Below are 19,123 nucleotides of genomic sequence, written 5' to 3' on the forward strand. Positions count from 1 at the left end.
TGCTGGTGCCGATCATCCGCGCCCTGCCCGGACCGGCGCTGGTGAGTTCGATCGAACCGGGGATCTTCGACAAGACCGTGCTGGCCCGCCGGTTCCGTCGCCCGTCCGTGCGCTGGCGGTGGCTGTCGCGGCTGGCCCGCCGGTGGCTTACGGTGCGGGAATTTCCGGTGGCGGTGGTGGACTTCTCCGCATCCGACCGGCGCTATGCCGCCGGCTACCCGCCGGTGCGGTGGTCGCCGATCCTGGGCTGTGCGGACTATCCGGTGGCCTACCGCCGTGCCCTGGCCCTGATCGCCGGCACCGACCGCGCCGCCCACCGCGGCGGTGGCGCCGACAACGATCAGTTCTTTCGCGACTCCGCCGCCGAGGTGCTGGCCGCCTGGCTGCACGCCGCCGACCTGGCCGGCAAAGACCTCGACGAGCTGCTGAACTGGTTGCGCCGCCCGGATGACCCGACCGGGGCCCGGATCCTGCGCGACGAACACCGGGCCGAACCGTCGGCCGCGGTCAACCTGGGCCGCCATCTCGACCCGGCCGCCGCCCGCACCACCAGCGGCGTGCTGCGCTACCTCACCCTGGCGCTCAACGCCGTGGCCACCACCGAGGGCCGCGCGTTGTGCGGGCGCCGCGGCGAGGCCCAGTTCGACATGGCCGGCCTCATCCAGGCCCAGGGCACGGTGTACGTGCTGGCCGACACCAGCCGCATCGAGCGCAGCCGACCGCTGTTGAGCCTGTTCGCCGCCGAGATGTTCCTGGCCGCAGAAACCGCCGCCCTCCACAGCCGCAAGCGCCGCCTGCCGGTGCCGTTCATCGCGGTGCTCGACGAGCTGCGCTACGGCATCGCCGTGCCCAACCTGCCGTATGTGGCCTCCGCGCAACGCAAATACGGCATCGGCTACGTCTACAGTGTCCAAACCGCCAGCCAGGAAGACACCGTCTACGGCCCGGACGCGCCGGCCCTGCGGGCCGCCGCCGGCGTGTCGATCATCGGCGGAATCGACATCGACAGCGCCCGGGAACTGTCCGACCGGGCCGGTCGCACCCCCGTGGTCACCCCCACCCGCGGCGCGCGGTCACACCAGGAGTCTCTTCAGGTCTACGACACCCTCACCGTCGCCGACCAACAACAACTCGGCGACGGCCACGCCGTGGTCATCGCCCGTGGCCTGGCCCCGTTCCTGGCCCAGGTGCCCTCCCTGCACGACCACCGCGCCACCGCCCGGGCGATCGCCCGCGAAACCGCCATCGTGGCCCGCGACGTCGCCGGTGCCCGCAATCGCGACCGCGCCACCCACACCGACCACACCACGGCCGCGGCCGCTGGGATGCAGACCACCCCACCGGGAGAAACGTCATGACCGTCCCCGGCCTCGCGCTCGACGGCGACGACCTCGCCCAGCTGCTGTCGCATTACCACCAGCCCGGCAAGGACCGCCAACCCCGTCGACCACCGTGGACCTGGTCGGCCCGGCCGGCGGCCGAACAGGCGGCGCTGGCCCGGTTGATCGAGCTGTGGGTTGCCTCCTACAACCAGGTGCACGCCATCACCCCGGCCGAACTCATCCCGCCCTGCTGGCCGCAGCACCCCGCGCTGGCCACCGAACTGGCCGTGCAGCTGTGGCTGTGGTACGCCGCGCACCTCGACCCGCGCACCACCCCCGCCATCGCCGGCGAGTACTACCTGCGGCACCTGCCCGGCTTCCGCACCCGGCTCGACCGGCTGCTCGGCGTCTCACCCGGCGAATGTCGGCGCGGCGAACACCCCCGCACCTGGCGGCAGGACACCGACATCCAACGCAACCGCTACCCCCACACCAACCCTGGCGGGGACACCCTAGACACCCTCGCCGACCTGCACTTCGGCTTCCCACACCGCACCAACGACACGCCATGACCCCTGTGCCACACACGATCCATACCACCACCCGCGCGACCAGCACGGGGCCAACACCCACAGATGAAAGGGACACCCACCGTGTCTGAACTGGGGGACAACGAAACCAACCAGGCCTCACACGCCGCCACCCGCCACCGCGTGGGCCGATTAGACCAGGACAGTTGCGGCCCGATGCTGCGCCACGGCAAGGCGCTCATCGTCTTCGACGGGCCGCGCCGGCTGATCTGGCAACGCATCGGCGCCGCCCGGTGGCGGCCGAGGCGACTGTGGCCCAACCCCACCGAAACCGCCGAGGTCCTCGACACGATCAACCAGGGCGATCCCGTGCTGATCATCCTCGACCGCCACCCGCAACCCGTGCCGGTGCTGGCCGACGAACTCGCCGCGGCACCCGCCGCGGTCACCGACCTGGCCGGCGCCCTCACCGGAGACGTGGCCGACCTGCACATCCCTACCCTGACCTGGCTTCCGCACAGCTGGACGCGGCACGGGCAGCGATTCCTCCAACACGCCGCCGAGCAGCTCACCCACAGGCCGGCGCTGTTGATGCCTCCGCTGCTACTGCACTCGGCCGACCCACCCGCGGCCACCCTGTGGTTCGGCCTGCGCACCCACCCACGCCCCTGGACGGCAGCGGAGTTGACCGCCCTGGTCGAACACCTCGGCACCGCCCAGTCGACCTCCCGGGCCGCGTCATGACCGCCACACCTGCCAGCGGGGGACCGTTGGACGGTCGGGTGGTGGCCGTGACCGGCGCCGGCCGCGGGCTGGGTCTGGCCACCGTGCGCGTCCTGCTCGAGCACGGCGCCCGGGTGGTCGCCCACCACCGCTCACCCGCACCAGACCTGTTTCAGCTGGTGCAGGCCCACGGCGACCGGGTGCACCTTGCCGCCGGCGACGTCAGCGACGAAGACACCGCGCGCGCGGTCATCGCCGCCGCCGAACAACTCGGCGGGCTGGACGTGCTGGTCCACAACGCCGCAATCACCCGCGACGAACTCCTGGTGCGGATGCCAACCGAGCAGTGGGACGAGGTCATTCGGGTCAACCTGCGCAGCGCCTTCCTCATCACCAAACACGCCGTGCGCCGCATGGTCCGACGCCGCTACGGACGGCTCATCTACCTCTCCTCACTCGCGGCCGTGATCGGCAGCAGCGGCCAAAGCAACTACGCCGCCAGCAAAGCCGCCCTACACGGCCTGTCCCAATCGGTCGCCCAGGAATACGCCCGATACAACATCCGCAGCGTGGTCCTCGCCCCCGGCCTGCTCGACCTCGGCCTCGGCGCCGCGCTACCGGTCGAGATCCAACAACGCAAACTCGACCACTCCCTGACCGGGACCATCAGCGGCGCCTCCGTGGCCCACACCATCGCCTTCCTGGCCGGCCCGCACGCCGACTTCATCAACGCCACCACCGTCCACATCAACGGCGGCATCGCCTACTAACAGCCATCTGGGGACATTCCGAACATGATCATCACCCGAGACACCATGGACGACGCGCTCGGCCCGAAGAACACCCGCTATTTCGGGCAGGGCTACCAACACGTCACCCACCAGATCACCGACCTGGCCATCATTTCCGAACTGTTCACCGGCACCGTGTCCGCGACAGCGGCCATCACCTACCCGCCCACCTGGTCGACCAAGGCCACCCGGCCGCGCACCGCGCACCTCAGCGCCGTTGACGCCCTGGCCATCGCCGCGCAACTCGCCGAGGCATACCTCGCCCACACCCACATCCTCGACGCCGCCGCCCGGGCCCGCATGTGGCTGCCCGCCGTCGAGATGACCGCCGGTTCCACCGCGCACACCGACCTCGCCGCGATCCCCGTGCACGGCCACCGGATCGGGATGCGTATCGGCCCCTGGGGAACCCACATGATCATCTCCACCTTCGAGTTCCGCATCGGCACCCTGCAGGTGACCTGCCAGGTCCAACACGACCTCGGCACCCCCGCCCGGACCGCGGAGAACTGGGCCGACATCGATCACCTGCTCGGCGGCGCCGACCGCCGCCCCTACGGCCGCGGCTACACCCACCGCCGCCACGACATCCGCACCATCACCGTCGACCCCACCCAACAGCAGGCGGGCGCCCACCTCGACGTCCACGACACCAACGCCCTCGGTTGGCAGGGCCTGGCAGCCAACTACGAACCATCGCTGTCCCTGATCGACGCGACGATCTGCACCGCGCAACTCGGCCAAGCCCTCGCTTACACACTCGAACACGTCGACCGCACCAACACCGGAACGCTGTGGATGCGCCGACTGCGCCTCCGCTCCAGCACCCCGTTCCTGCCCATCACCGAGCCGATCGCCATGTCCGTCCACGTCACCCGCCGCCAACGCCTCGACCGGCTCGGCAAGAGCTGGCGGACCTACCACCTGGCCGGCGACATCGCCGCCATCCGCGCCGACGCCTCGCTGGCCTTCACCATCCCCACCGCCCCCAACGGCAACCCGTCAGGAGCAGCGCAATGACCAAACCCACCAACCCCAACGACACACCAGCACGGTTGCGGCTAGCCATCTCCGGCACCTTCGGCGTCGGCAAAACCACCACCACCGAAGCCCTCGCCATCGCCACCGGCATCCCCCGCACCCACGCCCTGACCTCCCGCGAGATCCTCGCCGACCTCATCCCCGGCAAGACCGTCCAAGAACTCTCCGCCCACGAACTGCTTCTGCTTGGGCTGCGCCGGCTCGAAGAACGCATCCACAACGAAGCCGCCATCCCCGGATCGTTCATCTCCGACGGCTCAGTCATCCACGAATGGATCTACGGCGAAGCCCGCATGCGCGTCGGGATCAACCCCGGCGCCGGCCCCCTCCTCCGTGCCACCAAAACCGTCCTCGGCTTGCCCTACCGCAAGTTCTACCGCGACTACATGAACGCCTACGGCACCATCGTCAAAAACCGCGCCCAACGACTCTACGACGCCTTCATCCACCTACCCGTCGAGTTCGACATGGAACACGACGGACACCGCCCCGTCTCCGAACCCTTCCGCCACCTCTCCGACCGCCTACTCGTCGAGACCCTCAACAACCTCGACATCCCCTACCACATCGTCGGCGGCACCATCCCCGAACGCATCGAGCAAATTCTCGCCCTCCATCAGATACCTATCGTCATGCCTGTTGAGGAAGCAATCCACCAGGCCCAAGAACGAGTCCTCGCTAATACCACCGTGCTTAATGCACACGTCCGAGAACTGGCCGCCAACCGCACCTGGCGAGAGCGGCTCCATTACGCCATGCGGTACTAACTCAAGGTTGCCGGTCGTCCCGGGAGGGATCCAACGATCAAGGAAGCTTGCTGGTCGGCATCGATCCAGTGGGTGTGCGCCGCCAGCGACTCGAACACCGGACCCGCTGGTTAAGAGCCGGCTTCCCGCTGTGTCGGTCTCTATCGCCGTGTGTCGCCCCGTGCCATTTTCGCAGGTCGGCGACAAGCGCTCGTGTCAGCGTATGCCGCACTATGTCGGGTCGCCACGCCGCCGCCGAGCACCCAAGGCCCGGTGTCCACGTTTGCGTGAGTCGCCAACTTCCCCGTTTGGACTCGCTGGGCAGTGCGGCTTTGCAGGTCGAGTGGCGGTTTGGAGGTGACCGCGTCCCAGTTACCCACTGTGGCGCTCAGCTCCCGCTACGCTCCAATCAATGAGTGTCCGGCGGCTCGTTCTAGGCCGTCGCTGATCGCGGTGGGCCCGGCCGGATTTGTGGCTGTGCCGGTGACCGCCGTGGAAGCCACGGAGCGACCGGCTCTACCGATCATGGGTTCCGCCTCCAGACATCGGCGGCGAAGCTCTGCGCGCTTTCCTTCCGGGCCTAGGTTGGTTAGAAGTGGTTGAGGCCCTTGGGTTTGACGATCCAGAGGCCGGTTCGGATGTCGCTGGCGAGGATTACATCGTGGGTCGTGTCGATGAAGACGCCCCAGACGGAGGCGAGGGAGCCGTCGGGGCGTGGGGGTGGGACGAAGTGGCCGCGTTGTTGGGTGACGCCGTGCTCGGCGAGGGTCCACCAGACGATGCCGTCGGAGTACCAGGAGGAGAAGAACTGGTTGCCGGCGGTGACTTCGGTGTTGTGGTCGGTGAATGAGCCGTCGGTTCGGGTGGAGCGGCTGTTGGGGGTGGAGAAGGTGCCGAGGAATGCCGGGGCGGCGGGGTTGGTGTTGTCGTAGAGGTAAACCTCGCCCCAGCCGCCCAGCGTGGAGTCGCCGGGACAGTCGCCGGGGGAGAAGTCTTCGGTGTTGATGATCAGGGTTTTGCCGTTGTCGGCCAGGGTCATGGAGTGGTTGTCGCCGTCTTCGTCCGGCGGGATGGTCTTCGTTGTGCTTACGGTCTTCGGCGCGGTGGGTGTGGTGATGTCCAGGTGCACGGTGCCGGCGTCCCAGTTGGAGACGTAGACGGAGTTGCCGCCGTCTTCGAACCGGGCGCTGTGGGCGAACTGGTTGGCCAGGCACCCGGTGCCCTGGTCGGGGTTGGCGCCGAGGGTCCAGTTGGTGATCGTGCGCGGGTGGGCCGGGTTGGTGGCGTCCACCAGGTGCAATGAGTCGGCGGCGTTGCTTCGCTGGTGGTCGACCAGGTTGCGGGCGCAGGCCAGCAGGACCGTGCGGTCGGCTCGTTGGACAGCGTCGATCTCGTGGCAGCCGATGGTTCCCTGCGGCAGGTCCCAGTGGCCCAGCAGGGTGGGACGGGTGGGGTGGGTGACGTCGAAGAGCCGGATGCCGGGTACGACCTCGGCTTCGTGGCCACTTCCGAAGCATGCCTGGATGCCGACGACGGCGAGGGTTCCGGTGAAGGACGGGGTGCGCAGGTCGAGCACGGTGACGTCCTCGGCCCGGGTGAACGCGGGGTTGGCCAGTTTGCCTACCAGTCGGGGCCGCTTGGGGTGAGAGATGTCGACGACCTGCACACCGTCGCCACCCTGCCGAGTGCTTGAGCAGCGGCTGCCGATATAGGCGAAGTCGCCGTGCGCGTAGAGGTCGCCGTAGTCGTTGAACCCGTCCAACGGCGAGTGGCCAACGAAGGTGAAGTTGTCCAGAACGGTGCCGGCCGGTGCCCGGTCGGCGATTTCGGGTTGTGAGCTGGCAGGCGCCGCGGAAGCGAGCAGGACCAGACCGAGCAGCGCGGCGCAGGACCCCAGCCGTGATCGTTTCATCGTAACCTCCAGGACGACGCAAACGAGCGGACCTGGCCAGGACGCTAACCGACATCGTCAGTGCTGTGCAGGGCCGTCGGTTGGCTCTCTTTGCGCCGGCGGGTGACGTCACCCCCGGCCAGGTTGGCGGGCTGAGCCCGAGTTTGAACAGGCGCCGCAGGCTGACTGAGGTTGGCGCGGATCGATGGCGACGACGGCGATCATGGCGGTGCCGATCCGTCTGCCCGCTGGTGGCATTCGGCCGCCCGGGTCCTCTTTAAGATCGTTCATAGCTGCGCCTCGCGGCCGGAGCCCGGTCATGTCCATCGATGATGGCCGATATCCACAATGGACTATCATCACCGGCCCCAAGTCCTATCCCTACCCGCTGTGCCACTCCGCCCGATCGATGACGCGCGCAACGAGATGGACTGTTGCGCTGCTGGATGAACCGTTGTGGTCGGCGAAGGTCCTCAGGTGATGGGGCTGTTCGGCCCTGCCGGGCTTATACAGTACGGGGGTATCCCATAGGGATGATAAGGGAAGGAGATGAGTGTAATGGAAGCGGCAATTCGAACCGAGGGATTTTCGAAGCGCTTCGGCAATCTCCAGGCTCTCGCCCCGCTGGATCTTGAGGTCGGAGTTGGAGAGGCGTTCGGATATCTGGGGCCAAACGGGGCGGGCAAGACGACGACCATCCGCCTGCTGTTGGGGTTGTTGCGGCCGACGTCCGGTCGGGCGGAGATCTTCGGGCTGGATGTGGCTCGGGAGACGGTGGAGGCGCACCGGCGGTTGGCCTATGTCGGGGGTGAGACCAGTCTGTGGCCGTCGCTGACCGGGCAGGAGACGCTGCACCTGTTGGGGCGGGTGCAGGGTCGGGTCGATCCGGTGTACCGGGCGGAGTTGGTGGAGCGCTTCGCGTTCGATCCGTCCAAAAAGGTGCGCAGTTACTCGAAGGGCAATCGGCAGAAGCTGGCGCTGATCGCCGGGTTGATGAGTCGGGCGGACCTGCTGTTGCTGGACGAGCCGTCCAGTGGTCTGGACCCATTGATGGAGCGGGAGTTCCGCCGCTGCGTGGCCGAGGCGAAAGCCGGGGGGCAGACGGTGTTCCTGTCCTCGCACATCCTCGGCGAGGTGGAGGCGTTGTGCGATCGGGTGGCGATCCTGCGGGCCGGCCATCTGGTGGAGGTCGGCACGCTGCCCGAGATGCGGCATCTGTCGGCGCTGTCCATCGAGGCGACCTTCGCCGGGGCACCGCCGGATCTGTCTGGGGTGCCCGGGGTGAGTGATGTTGAGGTGGAAGGCAACCGGGTGCGCTGCCGGGTGCGCGGCTCGGTCGAACCGCTGCTGGCGCGGTTGACCGCGGCGCGGGTCACCCGGCTACTGAGCCGCGAGCCCTCGCTGGAGGAGTTGTTCCTCGCGCGGTACGGCATCGAGCCGGCCGCGAAGCGCCAGGAGGCGACTTCCCATGTCGGTTGATCTGATCGCGAGACGTCCGGTGTCGATCGCTCGCTTCCCGGGCATGGTGGCCATCGGTGTGGTCGCGCGCCGGGCGATGCGGGGGGCGTTCATCTGGGGTGCGGTGTTCGGGGTGGTCACCTGGTTGGAGGCAGTCCAGTTCGGCCAGGAGTACCCGACCGCAGCGGACCGCGCGCGACTGGTTGCGACCATGGGCTCCGACGTCGGGTTTCAGGCGATCTTCGGACCGGGGCCGCACATCGACACCATCCACGGCTATGTGGCCGCCCACGCCGTGGGGGTGCTGGGCGTCATCGGAGCGGTGTGGGCGCTGCTGGCCAGTACCCGGTTGCTGCGGGGCGAGGAGGACGCCGGCCGGTGGGAGGTGCTGCTGGCCGGGCCGACCACCCGCCGCCGGGCGATGGCGGCCGCGGTGGCCGGTCTGGGTGTCGGGCTGGGCCTGCTGTGGGCGCTGACCGCGGCCGCGTATGTCGCGGTCGGCCGGGGCACCGATGCCGGGTTTTCCTTGGGTGCCAGTCTGTTCGCCGCGACCGCGACGGTCGCCGCGACCGCGATGTTCCTCGCGGTCGGGGCGCTGTGCAGCCAGCTCGCTGCCACCCGCCGGCAGGCGGTCGGCTGGGCGGCGCTGGTGTTCGGGGTGGCCTACCTGATCCGGGTCGTCGCCTACAGCACGTCGTTGCGGTGGCTGCGCTGGGTCAGCCCACTGGGGTGGGTCGACGAGTTGCGACCGCTCACCGGCAACCGGCCGCTGGCCCTGGTGCCGATCACCGTCACCATCAGTGTGTTGGTGGTGCTGACAATCCTGCTGGCCGGGCGACGTGACCTTGGGGCCGGGGTGCGGCCCGCACACGACACCAAGCCCGCGCACACCCGGTTGCTGACCGGTCCGCTCGGCCTGGCCGCACGGCTCGGCCGAGGGACGGCGCTGGGCTGGATCGGCGGGCTGACCATGGGCGCGCTGATCATCGGATTGATCGCCAAGGGCAGCGCCGACGTGTGGGCCAACCAATCCAGCGGGATGTTCACCACGCTGACCGGGACGCAAGGTGGCGCGGTCTTCCTCGGCGTGGTCTTCCTGCTCGTGGCATTCCTTGTTGCGATGGCTGCCGCGGGCCAGGTGGCCGCCACGCGCGAGGAGGAGGCCCAGGGCTACCTCGACCACCTGCTGGCCCGGCCGGTGGCCCGGTTGCCCTGGTTGGCCGGACGGTTGGCGGTGTCCGCGGTGCTGCTGGCCGGTCTGGGTGTGGTGGCCGGCGTGGGCACCTGGATCGGCACCGGCATCACCGGCGCGGGATTGGATTTCGGCACGCTGCTCGCCGCCGGGGTGAACATCGTGCCGGTCGGCATCCTGGTGCTCGGGCTCGGCACGCTGGTGCACGGCCTGGCACCCCGCTACGCCGCGCCGTTCGCCTACGGGCTGGTGGCGTGGTCGTTCCTCGTGGAGATCATCGGCGCCAGCCTCGGCGCGAGCCGCTGGCTGCTGGACACCTCGGTCCTGCACCACATCGCCCGCGCCCCGGCGGCCGATGTGCGCTGGGACAGCGCCGCCATCCTCATCGGGATCGGCGTCGCGGCCGCCGCCCTCGGAGCGTTCGCGTTCACCCGCCGCGACTTCCACGGCGGCTGAACAACATGGTGCCGCACGCCGAATCTCCCTGCGCGCCACGGCACAACGGTGGGGTTCCGGCGGGACATTCGGCTCTGGTCAGGTGTCCCGGACCGGGCGGAGCCTGGCGGCTATGGATACGGGTTCGATACTCATCGTCGGCGGGTACGGGGTGGTCGGTAGCCGGATCGCGGCCGATCTCGCGGTGGATTTCCCGGGCCGGGTTGTGGTGGCGGGCCGAAGCCAGCAGCGTGCGGACGCCGCCGCGGCGGCGATCGGGCACGGGGTGCGGGGCCGGCGGGTCGATGTGGGTGTGCCGTCGTCGATCGCGGCCGCGCTGGACGACGTGGCGGTTGCGGTCAACTGCATCGACCAACCCGACCGCGCCCTACTGTGGGCGGCCATCGAGCGTGGGCTGGCCTACACCGACATCACCCCGCACCTGACCGACCTCGGGCGCGGTGCCGCCTACGAACGGATCGACGCGGCGGCCACGGCTTCCGGGGCGCGGATTGTGCTGGGGGCCGGCATGGTGCCGGGCATCTCGAACGTCATGGTGCGCGCCCTCGCGGAGGTGATCGGCGGCGTGGACACCATCGAGACCTCGTTGTTGCTCAGCGCGGACGATGTGCTGGGGCCGGGCTCGTTCGACTACCTGCTGCAGGAGTTGACGATGTCCTTCGACGTCCACGTCGATGGCGCGGACCGCCGGGTGCGGGCGTTCACCGCGCCGCGTGGCGTCGATTTCCCGGCCCCGCTGGGGATCCGCCGCGCCTACCTGTTCCCGTTCTCCGACCAAGTGCTCTATCCCCGAACCGTCGGCGCCCGGACCGTGGTGACGAGACTGGCCATCAACCCGCCTCGGATGAGCCGCCTGCTGGCGCTGCTGGTGTCCACGCGCGCCACCCACATCACCGCACGACCACGCATCCGCGCCCTGTTGGGCCGGCTGCGTCGAGGCCGCACCGGGCACCCGGACGCGCCGTACGCGCTGCGGGTCGACGTGATCCACCACGGTCGCGCCGTGACCGCGACCTTGACCGGAGCCGGCCAGGCACACGCGACCGCCACGAGCACGGCCGCGCTGGTGCGCTCGCTGGCTGACGGTGCGATCGCGACCCCGGGTGCCTGGATGCCCGAGCAGGTCATCGCCCCCGCACCGTTTTTCCACCGGCTCTCACAGGCGGGGCTGCACGTCAAGACCTCCGACCCGGAACCGGCGATCTGAGTCGGACTGGGCGAGGTGGCAGGCCAGGACCGGTTGTCCCACCGCGCGTAACGCGCCTTGGACGGCGGCGAGTTGGATCAGCAGGTCACCGGGCATCCTTCGCCGCCCCGGTGTGGGGTTGGGGTTGGGCTTGGTCGGTGTGGGTCTCGACGTGGGGGGTGACCGTGATCTGCTCTGGGGCGGGCAGTGGTGTGGCGTGCCAGCGGCGGAGCCGGTTGGCGTTGCCGACCACGGACAGCGACGACAGGGCCATCGTGGCGGCGGCGATCATCGGCGAGAGCCGCAGCCCGAGGAGCGGGTAGAGCACGCCTGCGGCGATCGGGATGCCGATGGCGTTGTAGAAGAGCGCGAAGAAGAGGTTCTGGCGGATGTTGCGCATGGTCGCGCGGGAGAGCCGGATGGCGGTGACCACGCCGGCTAGTGAGCCGGAGATCAGGGTGATGTCGGCGGCTTCGATGGCGACGTCGGTGCCGGTGCCGATGGCCAGGCCGACGTCGGCTTGGGCGAGGGCGGGGGCGTCGTTGATGCCGTCGCCGACCATGCCGACCCGACGTCCTTCGGCTTGCAGGCGGCGGATTTCGTCGGCCTTGTGTTCGGGCAGCACTTCGGCGAGCACGCGGGTGATACCGACCTGGCGGGCGATGGCCGCGGCGGTGCGGGCGTTGTCGCCGGTGATCATGACGACCTCGATGCCGAGTTGGTGCAGCGCGGTGATCGCGGCGGCGGAGTCGTTCTTGACGGTGTCGGCGACCGCGAGCACCCCGGCGGGGTGGCCGTCGACCGCGGCCAGGATGGGGGTCTTGCCCTCACCGGACAGCCGGGTGCTGATCGGGGCGAGCGCGCTGGTGTCGATTCCGGCGTCGGTGAGCAGGCGTGCGGTGCCGACGAGGATGGCCCGTCCGGCGACCGTTGCTTGCACGCCTTTCCCGGTGATCGAGTCGAACCCGGTCGCGGTCGGCATGGTGAGGCCGCGGTCGCGGGCTGCGGTGACGATCGCCGCCGCGAGGGGGTGTTCGCTGTCGGCTTCGGCGGCGGCCACGAGCGCGAGTAGTTCGGATTCGGTCAGCGTGGCGGTGACCTCGATGTTGGTGAGGGCGGGTTGGCCGGCGGTGATGGTGCCGGTCTTGTCCAGCACGATGGTGTCGAGCTTGTGCGCGGTCTCCAGGGCTTCGGCGGAGCGGATCAGGATGCCCGCGTGGGCCCCCTTCCCGGTACCGACCATGATCGACAAGGGTGTGGCGAGGCCGAGCGCGCAGGGGCAGGCGATGATCAGTACGGAGACCGCGGACACCAGCGCCAGGGTCAGCGCGGGCGGCGGACCGGCCACGAACCACACGGCGAAGGTGGCGATCGCGATCCCTATCACGATCGGCACGAAGTAGGCCGACGCCGCGTCGGCCAGCCGCTGGATCGGCGCCTTGGACGCCTGTGCCTGCTGCACCATGCGGATGATCTGGGCCAGCATGGTGTCGGCCCCCACCTTGACCGCCCGCACCCGCAGGGAACCCGTGGTGTTGATCGTCGCGCCGATAACTGTGTCACCGGCCCGTTTGGTCACTGGTATGGGTTCCCCGGTCACCATCGACTCGTCCAGAGCGGACTGACCGGAAAGGACGGTCGCGTCGACGGGGATCTTCTCGCCGGGGCGGATCAGGACCTCGTCACCGACTTCGACCTCCTCGATGGGGATCTCGGCTTCGACACCGCTGCGCAGCACGCGCGCGGTGCGGGCCTGCAGGCCGAGCAGCGCGCGGATGGCCTCGCCGGTGCCGGCCTTGGCGCGGGCCTCGAACAGCCGGCCGAGCATGATCAGGGTGAGGATCACGCCGACGGCTTCGAAGTAGACCTCCTGCAGATCGGTGGGGAGCGCAGTGGGGGCGAGGGTGACCAGCAGGCTGTAGCCGTAGGCGGCGACCGTGCCCAGGGTGATGAGGCTGTTCATGTCGGCGCCGCGGTGGGCCAGGGTCAACCAGCCGGTGCGGTGGATCGGCCACCCGGTGTAGACCATCACCGGCGTGATCAGGACCAGCTGCACCCAGTGGTTGAGCAGCGCGGCGGGCACCCAGTCCGCCTTGAACAGCGACTGGGCCATCACCGCGAACAACACCGGCAGGGTGAGCACCGCGCCGACGATCACCCGGCGGTTCAGGTCGGCGATCTCGGCGCGCCGTTCTTTGGCTTGGGCGGCCTCGACGTCGGCCGCGGCCGGGCCACTTGTCCGCGTCGGCTGCGCCATCGTGTCCGCCACCGCGAGGTCAGTCGCGTCCGGTGCGGCGGGTTCGGTGGGCGGCTGGACAATGAGTGTGCCGTGGATCATGTTCATCCCACAGGCGAACCCGAACGAGCCGACCTGGTTCGGGGTGAGGTGGACGGTGGTGCGCTCAAACGCCGGCAGCGCCGCGCTGAGCTGGAGCTCGGGGAACACCACCCGCGACGTGCAGTCCCCGCTCTCCTGCCGGTCGAACACCATTTCCACCGGCACGCCTTGCCGGACCTGGATGACGTCCGGGCTGTAGCCACCGCGGACCGTGACCTCGACCCGTTGTACTCCGCCGGCCAGGTGCGCGGTGCGGGCGCGGCGCGGGCCGAAGAAGAACCAGCCCAGCGCGGCCATGGCCGCCACAGCGACAACCACGACCACAATGTCAGCGACGGTCATGGAGAACTCCTTGAAACATGCCCGAATGGGCGGTTGGTACCGGGGCCGCCGTGGTCGGTCGTCGCAGCGCGCGCCCGGCGGCCAGGTCGTGCATGCACGCGGCGCCGCTGGTGGCGGGCGTCGCTGGCGCCTTGCCCTTCACCAGTCATCGCGTCACTCACCTCCGTCACCTTCCATTATGGACTTTCGGGTTCTGGAACGGCTGCGTTCCAAACGGGGAACCACCGCTCCAGGTCGGGTTCAATCGACAGGTCACCGGCGAGTGCGGCGCGGATCCGCCATGGGATGGCGAGGAGCACGTCGAGACGCCGAGCGATGCTCACCGTCCTCCGCTTCCTTCGTCCTGTCGCGACGTGGTCGGGTTTCGGAACCGATTGTCTCCGTGCCCGCCGAGCGGAAAACAGAGACCAACTACTACGTCGGATAGGACGTTGTGCCCCGCTACGTTCTGTGTCCGGCTGCGAGTCCGCGGGTTGTGGTGGCGGTGCCTTCACAGCGTGGCCAACGCCTGCCGCGCTGTCTGCGGGTCAGGTAACGGATCTACTATCCCGTTTAGGACTTTGCGCCCGGGCAACGGTGACCTTCGCCGGTGGCTCTGGAGTGTCCCGAGCGCGATGGTGGTGGCATCGACACATCGGAGCGGCAAGGGAGTCGGCGATGATGTTCTGGTACGGCAACGGGATGAGCGGTTGGGGGTATGCGCTCATGACCGTGGGCATGGTGTTGTTCTGGGGTCTGCTGATCGTGGCCGTGGTGGTGCTGGTCCGGTATCTCGGCCACACCACGCAGTCTGGGTTCCCGACCGGTCAGCGGTCGACCCCGGAACAGATACTGGCCGAGCGGTTCGCCCGCGGCGAGATCGATGAGGACGAGTACCGCAGCCGTATCGCCACGTTGCGCGGGCACACCCCGGTGCCCGAATAGAGCTATCCGCACGCAGCCGCCTGTGGTGAAAGGAAGTGTCATGGCCGACGCCGCATATGGCCTGTGGCCGTTGGTGATTCTCAACACCGCGTTGTTCGTGGCGTTCGCGGTGAGCTTCTTTCACCCGCACAGCCGACGGGACTGGCGGGCGATGGGCGCGTTCACCGCGTTCCTGGTGGCGCTGTTCACCGAGATGTACGGCATCCCACTAACGATCTATCTGCTCGGTTCCTGGCTCGGGTCGCGGTTTCCGCTGCTGCGCGACACCCATGCCGGCGGGCATCTGTGGAACGACCTGATCGGCTGGACCGGCGACCCGCACCTGAGCCCGTTCCACCTGGCCAGTTACCTGGCCATCGGCGGCGGGTTCATCCTGATCGCGGTCGCCTGGCGGCACCTGCACGACGCCGCCCAAACGGGCACGCTGGCCACCGCCGGCCCCTATGCGCGGGTTCGGCACCCGCAGTACGACGGGTTCCTGCTGGTCATGATCGGCTTTCTGCTGCAATGGCCCACCATCCCGACCCTGATCATGTTCCCGATCCTGGTGCTGGTGTACACGCGCCTGGCCCGCAGCGAGGAACGTGACGTCGCACAACGGTACGGCGAAGAATGGACCACTTACGCCACGCGCACCCCGGCGTTCCTGCCCCGAATGACTCGCGTCGAACACACCCGGACACCGCGATGATCGCCCGAGGTGTCCAGTTCGGACTGTCCGGGCAGTCGTGCTCGGCGCGTTCTACGCGCTGGTGCTCGGCGGCTTCGGCGAAGCGCACCATTTGCAGCAGTAGGCCGCCGACGACTGGCCGTGGCTGGTGCTGATCCTGGCCGGGTTCGGCACCCAGCGTGCGCTGTTTGCTGAGCTGCGCCGCCGGCGGCGCCTGCATGGGGCGCGGCGGGCGGCTGCTGGCACCGGGCGGGTGATTCCGCGGGTCGGGATGGTGGCCCGCCGCGCCACCACGTCGTCGATTTCGCTCCGATCATCGGTGCGTCTGGTGCCGCGGTGTCCATTCGCTTGATTTTGCTCGGTGCTGGTGGCGTAGGGCTCGGTTGATCATGAACGCAGCCCTTGGTTGACCATTCGTCTTGCGACAGTACGAAGATCGATCCAAGGACTGCGGTGACGCAGTGCGCACGATGCCGATCGGGGTGCGGTGATGGGGGGAGTTGGCCGGTTTCGTCAGGAGTCCTATGCGTGTCTGACGGCTCGGGCGGATGCGATGTTCGAGTGGGCAGACGCGGTGCTGTGCACTGATGGTCTGGTGCGTTCGCTGGTCGGACTGTCGTTGGCGCCGGAGCACGGCCGCGGGCACGGCGCGTTGTACGACGGGACCAACCAGGGCCGTGCCGACATCGCATGCCTGCGGGATCTTGTTGCCGCTGTCAACCGACAGTTGCCGCACAACGGTTGTCAGGAGCAGCCGCGGTCGCATCGTGCTGGTGGTGGACGTGTCGCCATGGCTGCGCCCGATGCCAACACCGCAGGGGAGCGTTCGTTCTGCCATACCTATGGCCGCGGCAAGGTCCAGCCCCTGATGGTCCCCGGCTGGCCGTACTCGGTGGTGGTCGCACTGGAGACCGGCCGCACCTCGTGGACCGCACTTGAGGTCAAGAATCAGCGAGCCGCAGAAACGGCAGGGACACCACCGGCGCAGTGGATGGTCAGCGGCGTGGGCGGGTCGTTGCGTGCCTGGGCGGCTGGCGGTCCGAGGCTCACGTCCGGTACGCCAGGTTGATCATCATGCCGGTCTCGGCGTGGTAGATGTTGTGGCAGTGGGTCATCCACTGGCCGGGGTTGGTCGCGTCGAGGTCGACGGCGACGGTCTGGTTCGGGGTGACGATGACGGTGTCCTTCCGGGCTCCTGGTGTGCCGGTGGTGCCGGTGATGGCGAAGGTGTGCCCGTGTACGTGCATCGGGTGGAACATCGTGGTGCGGTTGACGAACTCCAGCCGGACCCGTTCGCCGTAGCGCACGAGTAGCGGTTCGGCGTCGTGGAAGGTGGCGCCGTTGATGGTCCACCGGTACGGCATCATGCCGCCGCCGAGGACGAGGCGGTGGGTGCGGTCGGGTCGCCGCTCGGGAAGGCGCACTGGGTCGGCGGCGCGCAGGACGGCGGTGTTGAGCACCTGCCGGTCCAGTTCGCTCGGCCGGGCGGTGGCGGGGGGCGGGTCGCCGGCGCCGGAGCGCACCACGGCCAGACCCTGACCGGTCTTGCCTTCGGCGGCGGCGATCAGCGGGAACACCCCGTCGGCGAGGGTCACCGTGAGGTCGACCCGTTCGCCCATGGCCAGCAGCAGCGCGTCGGTGTCGGCCGGCACGACCGGGAAGCCGTCGGTGTGGGTGACGGTGAGCCGGTGCCCGCCGAGCGCGACCCGGAAGGCGGTGTCCGAGGCGGCGTTGACCAGTCGGATCCGCACCCGCTGGCCCGGCTTGCCGGTCAGGGTCACCGGCGCGGCCGGTACCCGTCCGTTGATCAGGTAGTGCGGGTAGGCGACGTCTCCGGCGCCGCCGAGTAGCGGTGAGGTCATGGTCTCCATGCCGCTCATCGGCATGCCGCCCATGTCGTGGCCCATGCCGCCACCGTCGCCGTGCATGCCGCCCATCGAGTCGAGGGCGGCGAGGACCTGGTCGGGGGTGCGGCCGGTGCCGTCGACCCAGTCGTCCAGGACCAGGATCCATTCGGCGTCGTAGCCGCCCGGCTCGGCCGGGTCGTCCACGACGAGGACGCCGTACAGGGCGCGGTCGAGCTGCACTCCGGAGTGCGGATGGTAGAAGTACGTGCCCGCGTCGGGGGCGGTGAACTCATAGACGTGCCGGCCGCCGGCCGGGATCGGCCGCTGTGTCACGCCCGGTACGCCATCCATGTCGTTGCGCAGCGCGACACCGTGCCAGTGCACGCTGGTGTCGGCCGGAAGCTGGTTCGCCACCTCCACCCGCAGCAGATCACCGGCGCGGGCGCGGATCAGCGGCCCCGGCGCCGTGTCGGCGTACCCCCAGGTGCTCACGACCGGGCCGCCGAGGTCGAGGCTGACCGGGCGCGGGGTCAACGTGGCGGTGACCGTGCCGGCGCCGGCACGCCGGCGGGCGGCCTCGACGCGACCGACCAGGTCGGCGTCCGGAGCGACCAGCTGCGGGTCAGGTCTGAGCAGACCTCCGGCCCAGGCGGCGGCACCGGCGGCGCCGGCCAGCCCGACCGCCCCGGCAGCCCCGGCGAGCAGTCGTCTACGGGTGATCACCGGTGGCATCGACTTCCCTTTCGACAGCGGTGGCAGGTTCAGCGCGTGACCGTGCCCGCCGAGGGCGGTCGGGCCTTCTTCAGCGGACCTTTCCCGGTTGGCGCGTCGCGGTCAGGGCAGGTGTTCGCGGACCTGGTCGAGCAGGTCGGCCGAGGACAGGTACATCGACGGGTACTCGCCGTACCAGCGCTGGGTGCCCTGGGCGTCGATGAGGACGAAGCTGTGCCCGGGCAGTCCTTCGTGCATGCCCTTGCCGAGGGTGCCGTAGGCGGCCGAGACGGTGCCGTCGTCGAGCAGGAAGGGGGTCCTGACCCCGTTGCGGGCCATGTCGGCCTTGATCTGCTCGGCGGAGTTCATCACGATCGGCAGCACCGTGATGTCCGCGGCGGTGAACGCGGCGGCGTTGCGTTCGATGTCGGCCATCTGCAGGATGCAGGACTGGCAGCCGGCGCCCTCGTTGAAGTACAGCACCACATTCTTGCCGCGGAAGTCGGCGAGCTTGACCGTGGCGCCACTCGTGTCGGTGAGGGTGAAGTCCGGGGCGGGCCGGGCGGTGGTGTCCGAGGTTTCCCGGGCGCTCCACATCATCGCCGCGATCAGCGCCGCGACGGCGGTCAGTACGGCGCCCCACAGCAGCAGTTCGCGGCGGCGCTTGCGCGACTCCTCGGCCGCCGCCGCTTGCGCCCGGCGGCTCTTGGCGTCGTTGGCCGAGGTCCGCCGGCCGGCCGCCGGCCGGGAACGGGTCGGGCTCTTGGTGCTCATCGCTGCGTCTCCTGGGTGTGAGCGGCGGCCGTGACGGCCTGCGGGGTCGTGCCGTGGTGGCATCCGGCGGTGTTCTCGGCGTCCGCGTCGTAGGCGTCATGGGCCATTTCGCGGCGGCGGCGGTCGGTGAGGGTGGCCCAGACGAACACCCCGGCGATGGCCAGCACGAACAGTCCGAGCA

17 protein-coding genes are annotated in these 19,123 nt (G+C 69.3%); 12 read left to right on the forward strand and 5 right to left on the reverse strand.

Going from position 1 to position 19,123, the window contains the following annotated elements; all coding sequences use genetic code 11:
- From VFO68_RS07895 to VFO68_RS07920, 6 genes are all read left to right on the forward strand, one after another.
- On the forward strand, positions 1-1,358 hold a 1,358-nt coding region (locus tag VFO68_RS07895), incomplete at its 5' end, for a type IV secretory system conjugative DNA transfer family protein (protein WP_325157517.1).
- Positions 1,355-1,894 carry a hypothetical protein gene (locus tag VFO68_RS07900; RefSeq protein ID WP_325157518.1) on the forward strand — a complete coding sequence of 180 codons (540 nt, stop codon included), beginning with the start codon at positions 1,355-1,357 and terminating at the stop codon, positions 1,892-1,894. The genes VFO68_RS07895 and VFO68_RS07900, both read left to right, overlap by 4 nt.
- An 81-nt stretch (positions 1,895-1,975) precedes the next feature.
- On the forward strand, positions 1,976-2,596 hold the full coding sequence (locus VFO68_RS07905; protein WP_325157519.1) for a hypothetical protein: 621 nt from the start codon (positions 1,976-1,978) through the stop codon (positions 2,594-2,596).
- A complete protein-coding gene (locus tag VFO68_RS07910; RefSeq protein WP_325157520.1) occupies positions 2,593-3,345 on the forward strand; it encodes an SDR family NAD(P)-dependent oxidoreductase in 753 nt (250 codons plus the stop codon). Before VFO68_RS07905 ends, VFO68_RS07910 begins: the two co-directional genes overlap by 4 nt.
- Positions 3,346-3,369: 24 nt before the next feature.
- Positions 3,370-4,386 (forward strand): AvrD family protein, encoded by a 1,017-nt coding sequence (locus VFO68_RS07915; protein WP_325157521.1) that lies wholly within the window; start codon positions 3,370-3,372, stop codon positions 4,384-4,386.
- Positions 4,383-5,174 (forward strand): AAA family ATPase, encoded by a 792-nt coding sequence (locus VFO68_RS07920; RefSeq protein WP_325157522.1) that lies wholly within the window; start codon positions 4,383-4,385, stop codon positions 5,172-5,174. The genes VFO68_RS07915 and VFO68_RS07920 overlap by 4 nt, the downstream gene beginning before the upstream one ends.
- 568 nt (positions 5,175-5,742) lie before the next feature.
- Here the strand turns inward: VFO68_RS07920 and VFO68_RS07925 are convergent.
- A complete protein-coding gene (locus tag VFO68_RS07925) occupies positions 5,743-7,065 on the reverse strand; it encodes a hypothetical protein (RefSeq protein WP_325157523.1) in 1,323 nt (440 codons plus the stop codon).
- Positions 7,066-7,602: 537 nt separating this feature from the next.
- On the opposite strand from VFO68_RS07925, the gene VFO68_RS07930 reads away from it, so the two are divergent.
- The 3 genes from VFO68_RS07930 to VFO68_RS07940 all read left to right on the forward strand — a co-directional run bounded on the left by VFO68_RS07930 (position 7,603) and on the right by VFO68_RS07940 (position 11,357).
- Positions 7,603-8,523, forward strand: coding sequence for an ABC transporter ATP-binding protein (locus VFO68_RS07930; RefSeq protein WP_325157524.1), 921 nt, complete (start codon positions 7,603-7,605; stop codon positions 8,521-8,523).
- 19 nt (positions 8,524-8,542) lie between these two features.
- Positions 8,543-10,150, forward strand: coding sequence for an ABC transporter permease subunit (locus tag VFO68_RS07935; RefSeq protein WP_325157525.1), 1,608 nt, complete (start codon positions 8,543-8,545; stop codon positions 10,148-10,150).
- Positions 10,151-10,262: 112 nt separating this feature from the next.
- Positions 10,263-11,357: a saccharopine dehydrogenase NADP-binding domain-containing protein gene (locus VFO68_RS07940; protein WP_325157526.1), complete on the forward strand. Its 1,095-nt coding sequence runs from the start codon at positions 10,263-10,265 to the stop codon at positions 11,355-11,357.
- An 85-nt stretch (positions 11,358-11,442) separates the two neighbouring features.
- Here the strand turns inward: VFO68_RS07940 and VFO68_RS07945 are convergent, their stop codons facing one another.
- Positions 11,443-14,016: a heavy metal translocating P-type ATPase gene (locus VFO68_RS07945; RefSeq protein ID WP_325157527.1), complete on the reverse strand. Its 2,574-nt coding sequence runs from the start codon at positions 14,014-14,016 to the stop codon at positions 11,443-11,445.
- Between the two features lie 657 nt (positions 14,017-14,673).
- Here VFO68_RS07945 and VFO68_RS07950 point away from each other — a divergent pair.
- The 3 genes from VFO68_RS07950 to VFO68_RS07960 all read left to right on the forward strand — a co-directional run bounded on the left by VFO68_RS07950 (position 14,674) and on the right by VFO68_RS07960 (position 16,679).
- A complete protein-coding gene (locus VFO68_RS07950) occupies positions 14,674-14,940 on the forward strand; it encodes an SHOCT domain-containing protein (RefSeq protein ID WP_325157528.1) in 267 nt (88 codons plus the stop codon).
- Between the two features lie 40 nt (positions 14,941-14,980).
- Entirely contained in the window at positions 14,981-15,631 is a 651-nt protein-coding gene (locus tag VFO68_RS07955; protein ID WP_325157529.1) for an isoprenylcysteine carboxylmethyltransferase family protein, read from the forward strand.
- Positions 15,632-16,100: 469 nt separating this feature from the next.
- Positions 16,101-16,679 (forward strand): transposase, encoded by a 579-nt coding sequence (locus tag VFO68_RS07960; RefSeq protein WP_325157530.1) that lies wholly within the window; start codon positions 16,101-16,103, stop codon positions 16,677-16,679.
- Here the strand turns inward: VFO68_RS07960 and VFO68_RS07965 are convergent.
- The 3 genes from VFO68_RS07965 to VFO68_RS07975 form a co-directional block, all read right to left on the reverse strand.
- Positions 16,657-18,189, reverse strand: a complete 1,533-nt coding sequence (locus VFO68_RS07965; protein ID WP_325157531.1) for a multicopper oxidase family protein — start codon at positions 18,187-18,189, stop codon at positions 16,657-16,659. The genes VFO68_RS07960 and VFO68_RS07965 overlap by 23 nt on opposite strands.
- Before the next feature lie 102 nt (positions 18,190-18,291).
- Entirely contained in the window at positions 18,292-18,942 is a 651-nt protein-coding gene (locus VFO68_RS07970; protein ID WP_325157532.1) for a peroxiredoxin family protein, read from the reverse strand.
- Positions 18,939-19,123, reverse strand: a 185-nt coding sequence (locus VFO68_RS07975) for a hypothetical protein (RefSeq protein WP_325157533.1), incomplete at its 5' end; no start/stop codon positions are given. The genes VFO68_RS07975 and VFO68_RS07970, both read right to left, overlap by 4 nt.

It is taken from the genome of Actinophytocola sp. (assembly GCF_035712165.1).
Lineage (GTDB): Bacteria > Actinomycetota > Actinomycetes > Mycobacteriales > Pseudonocardiaceae > DASYTH01.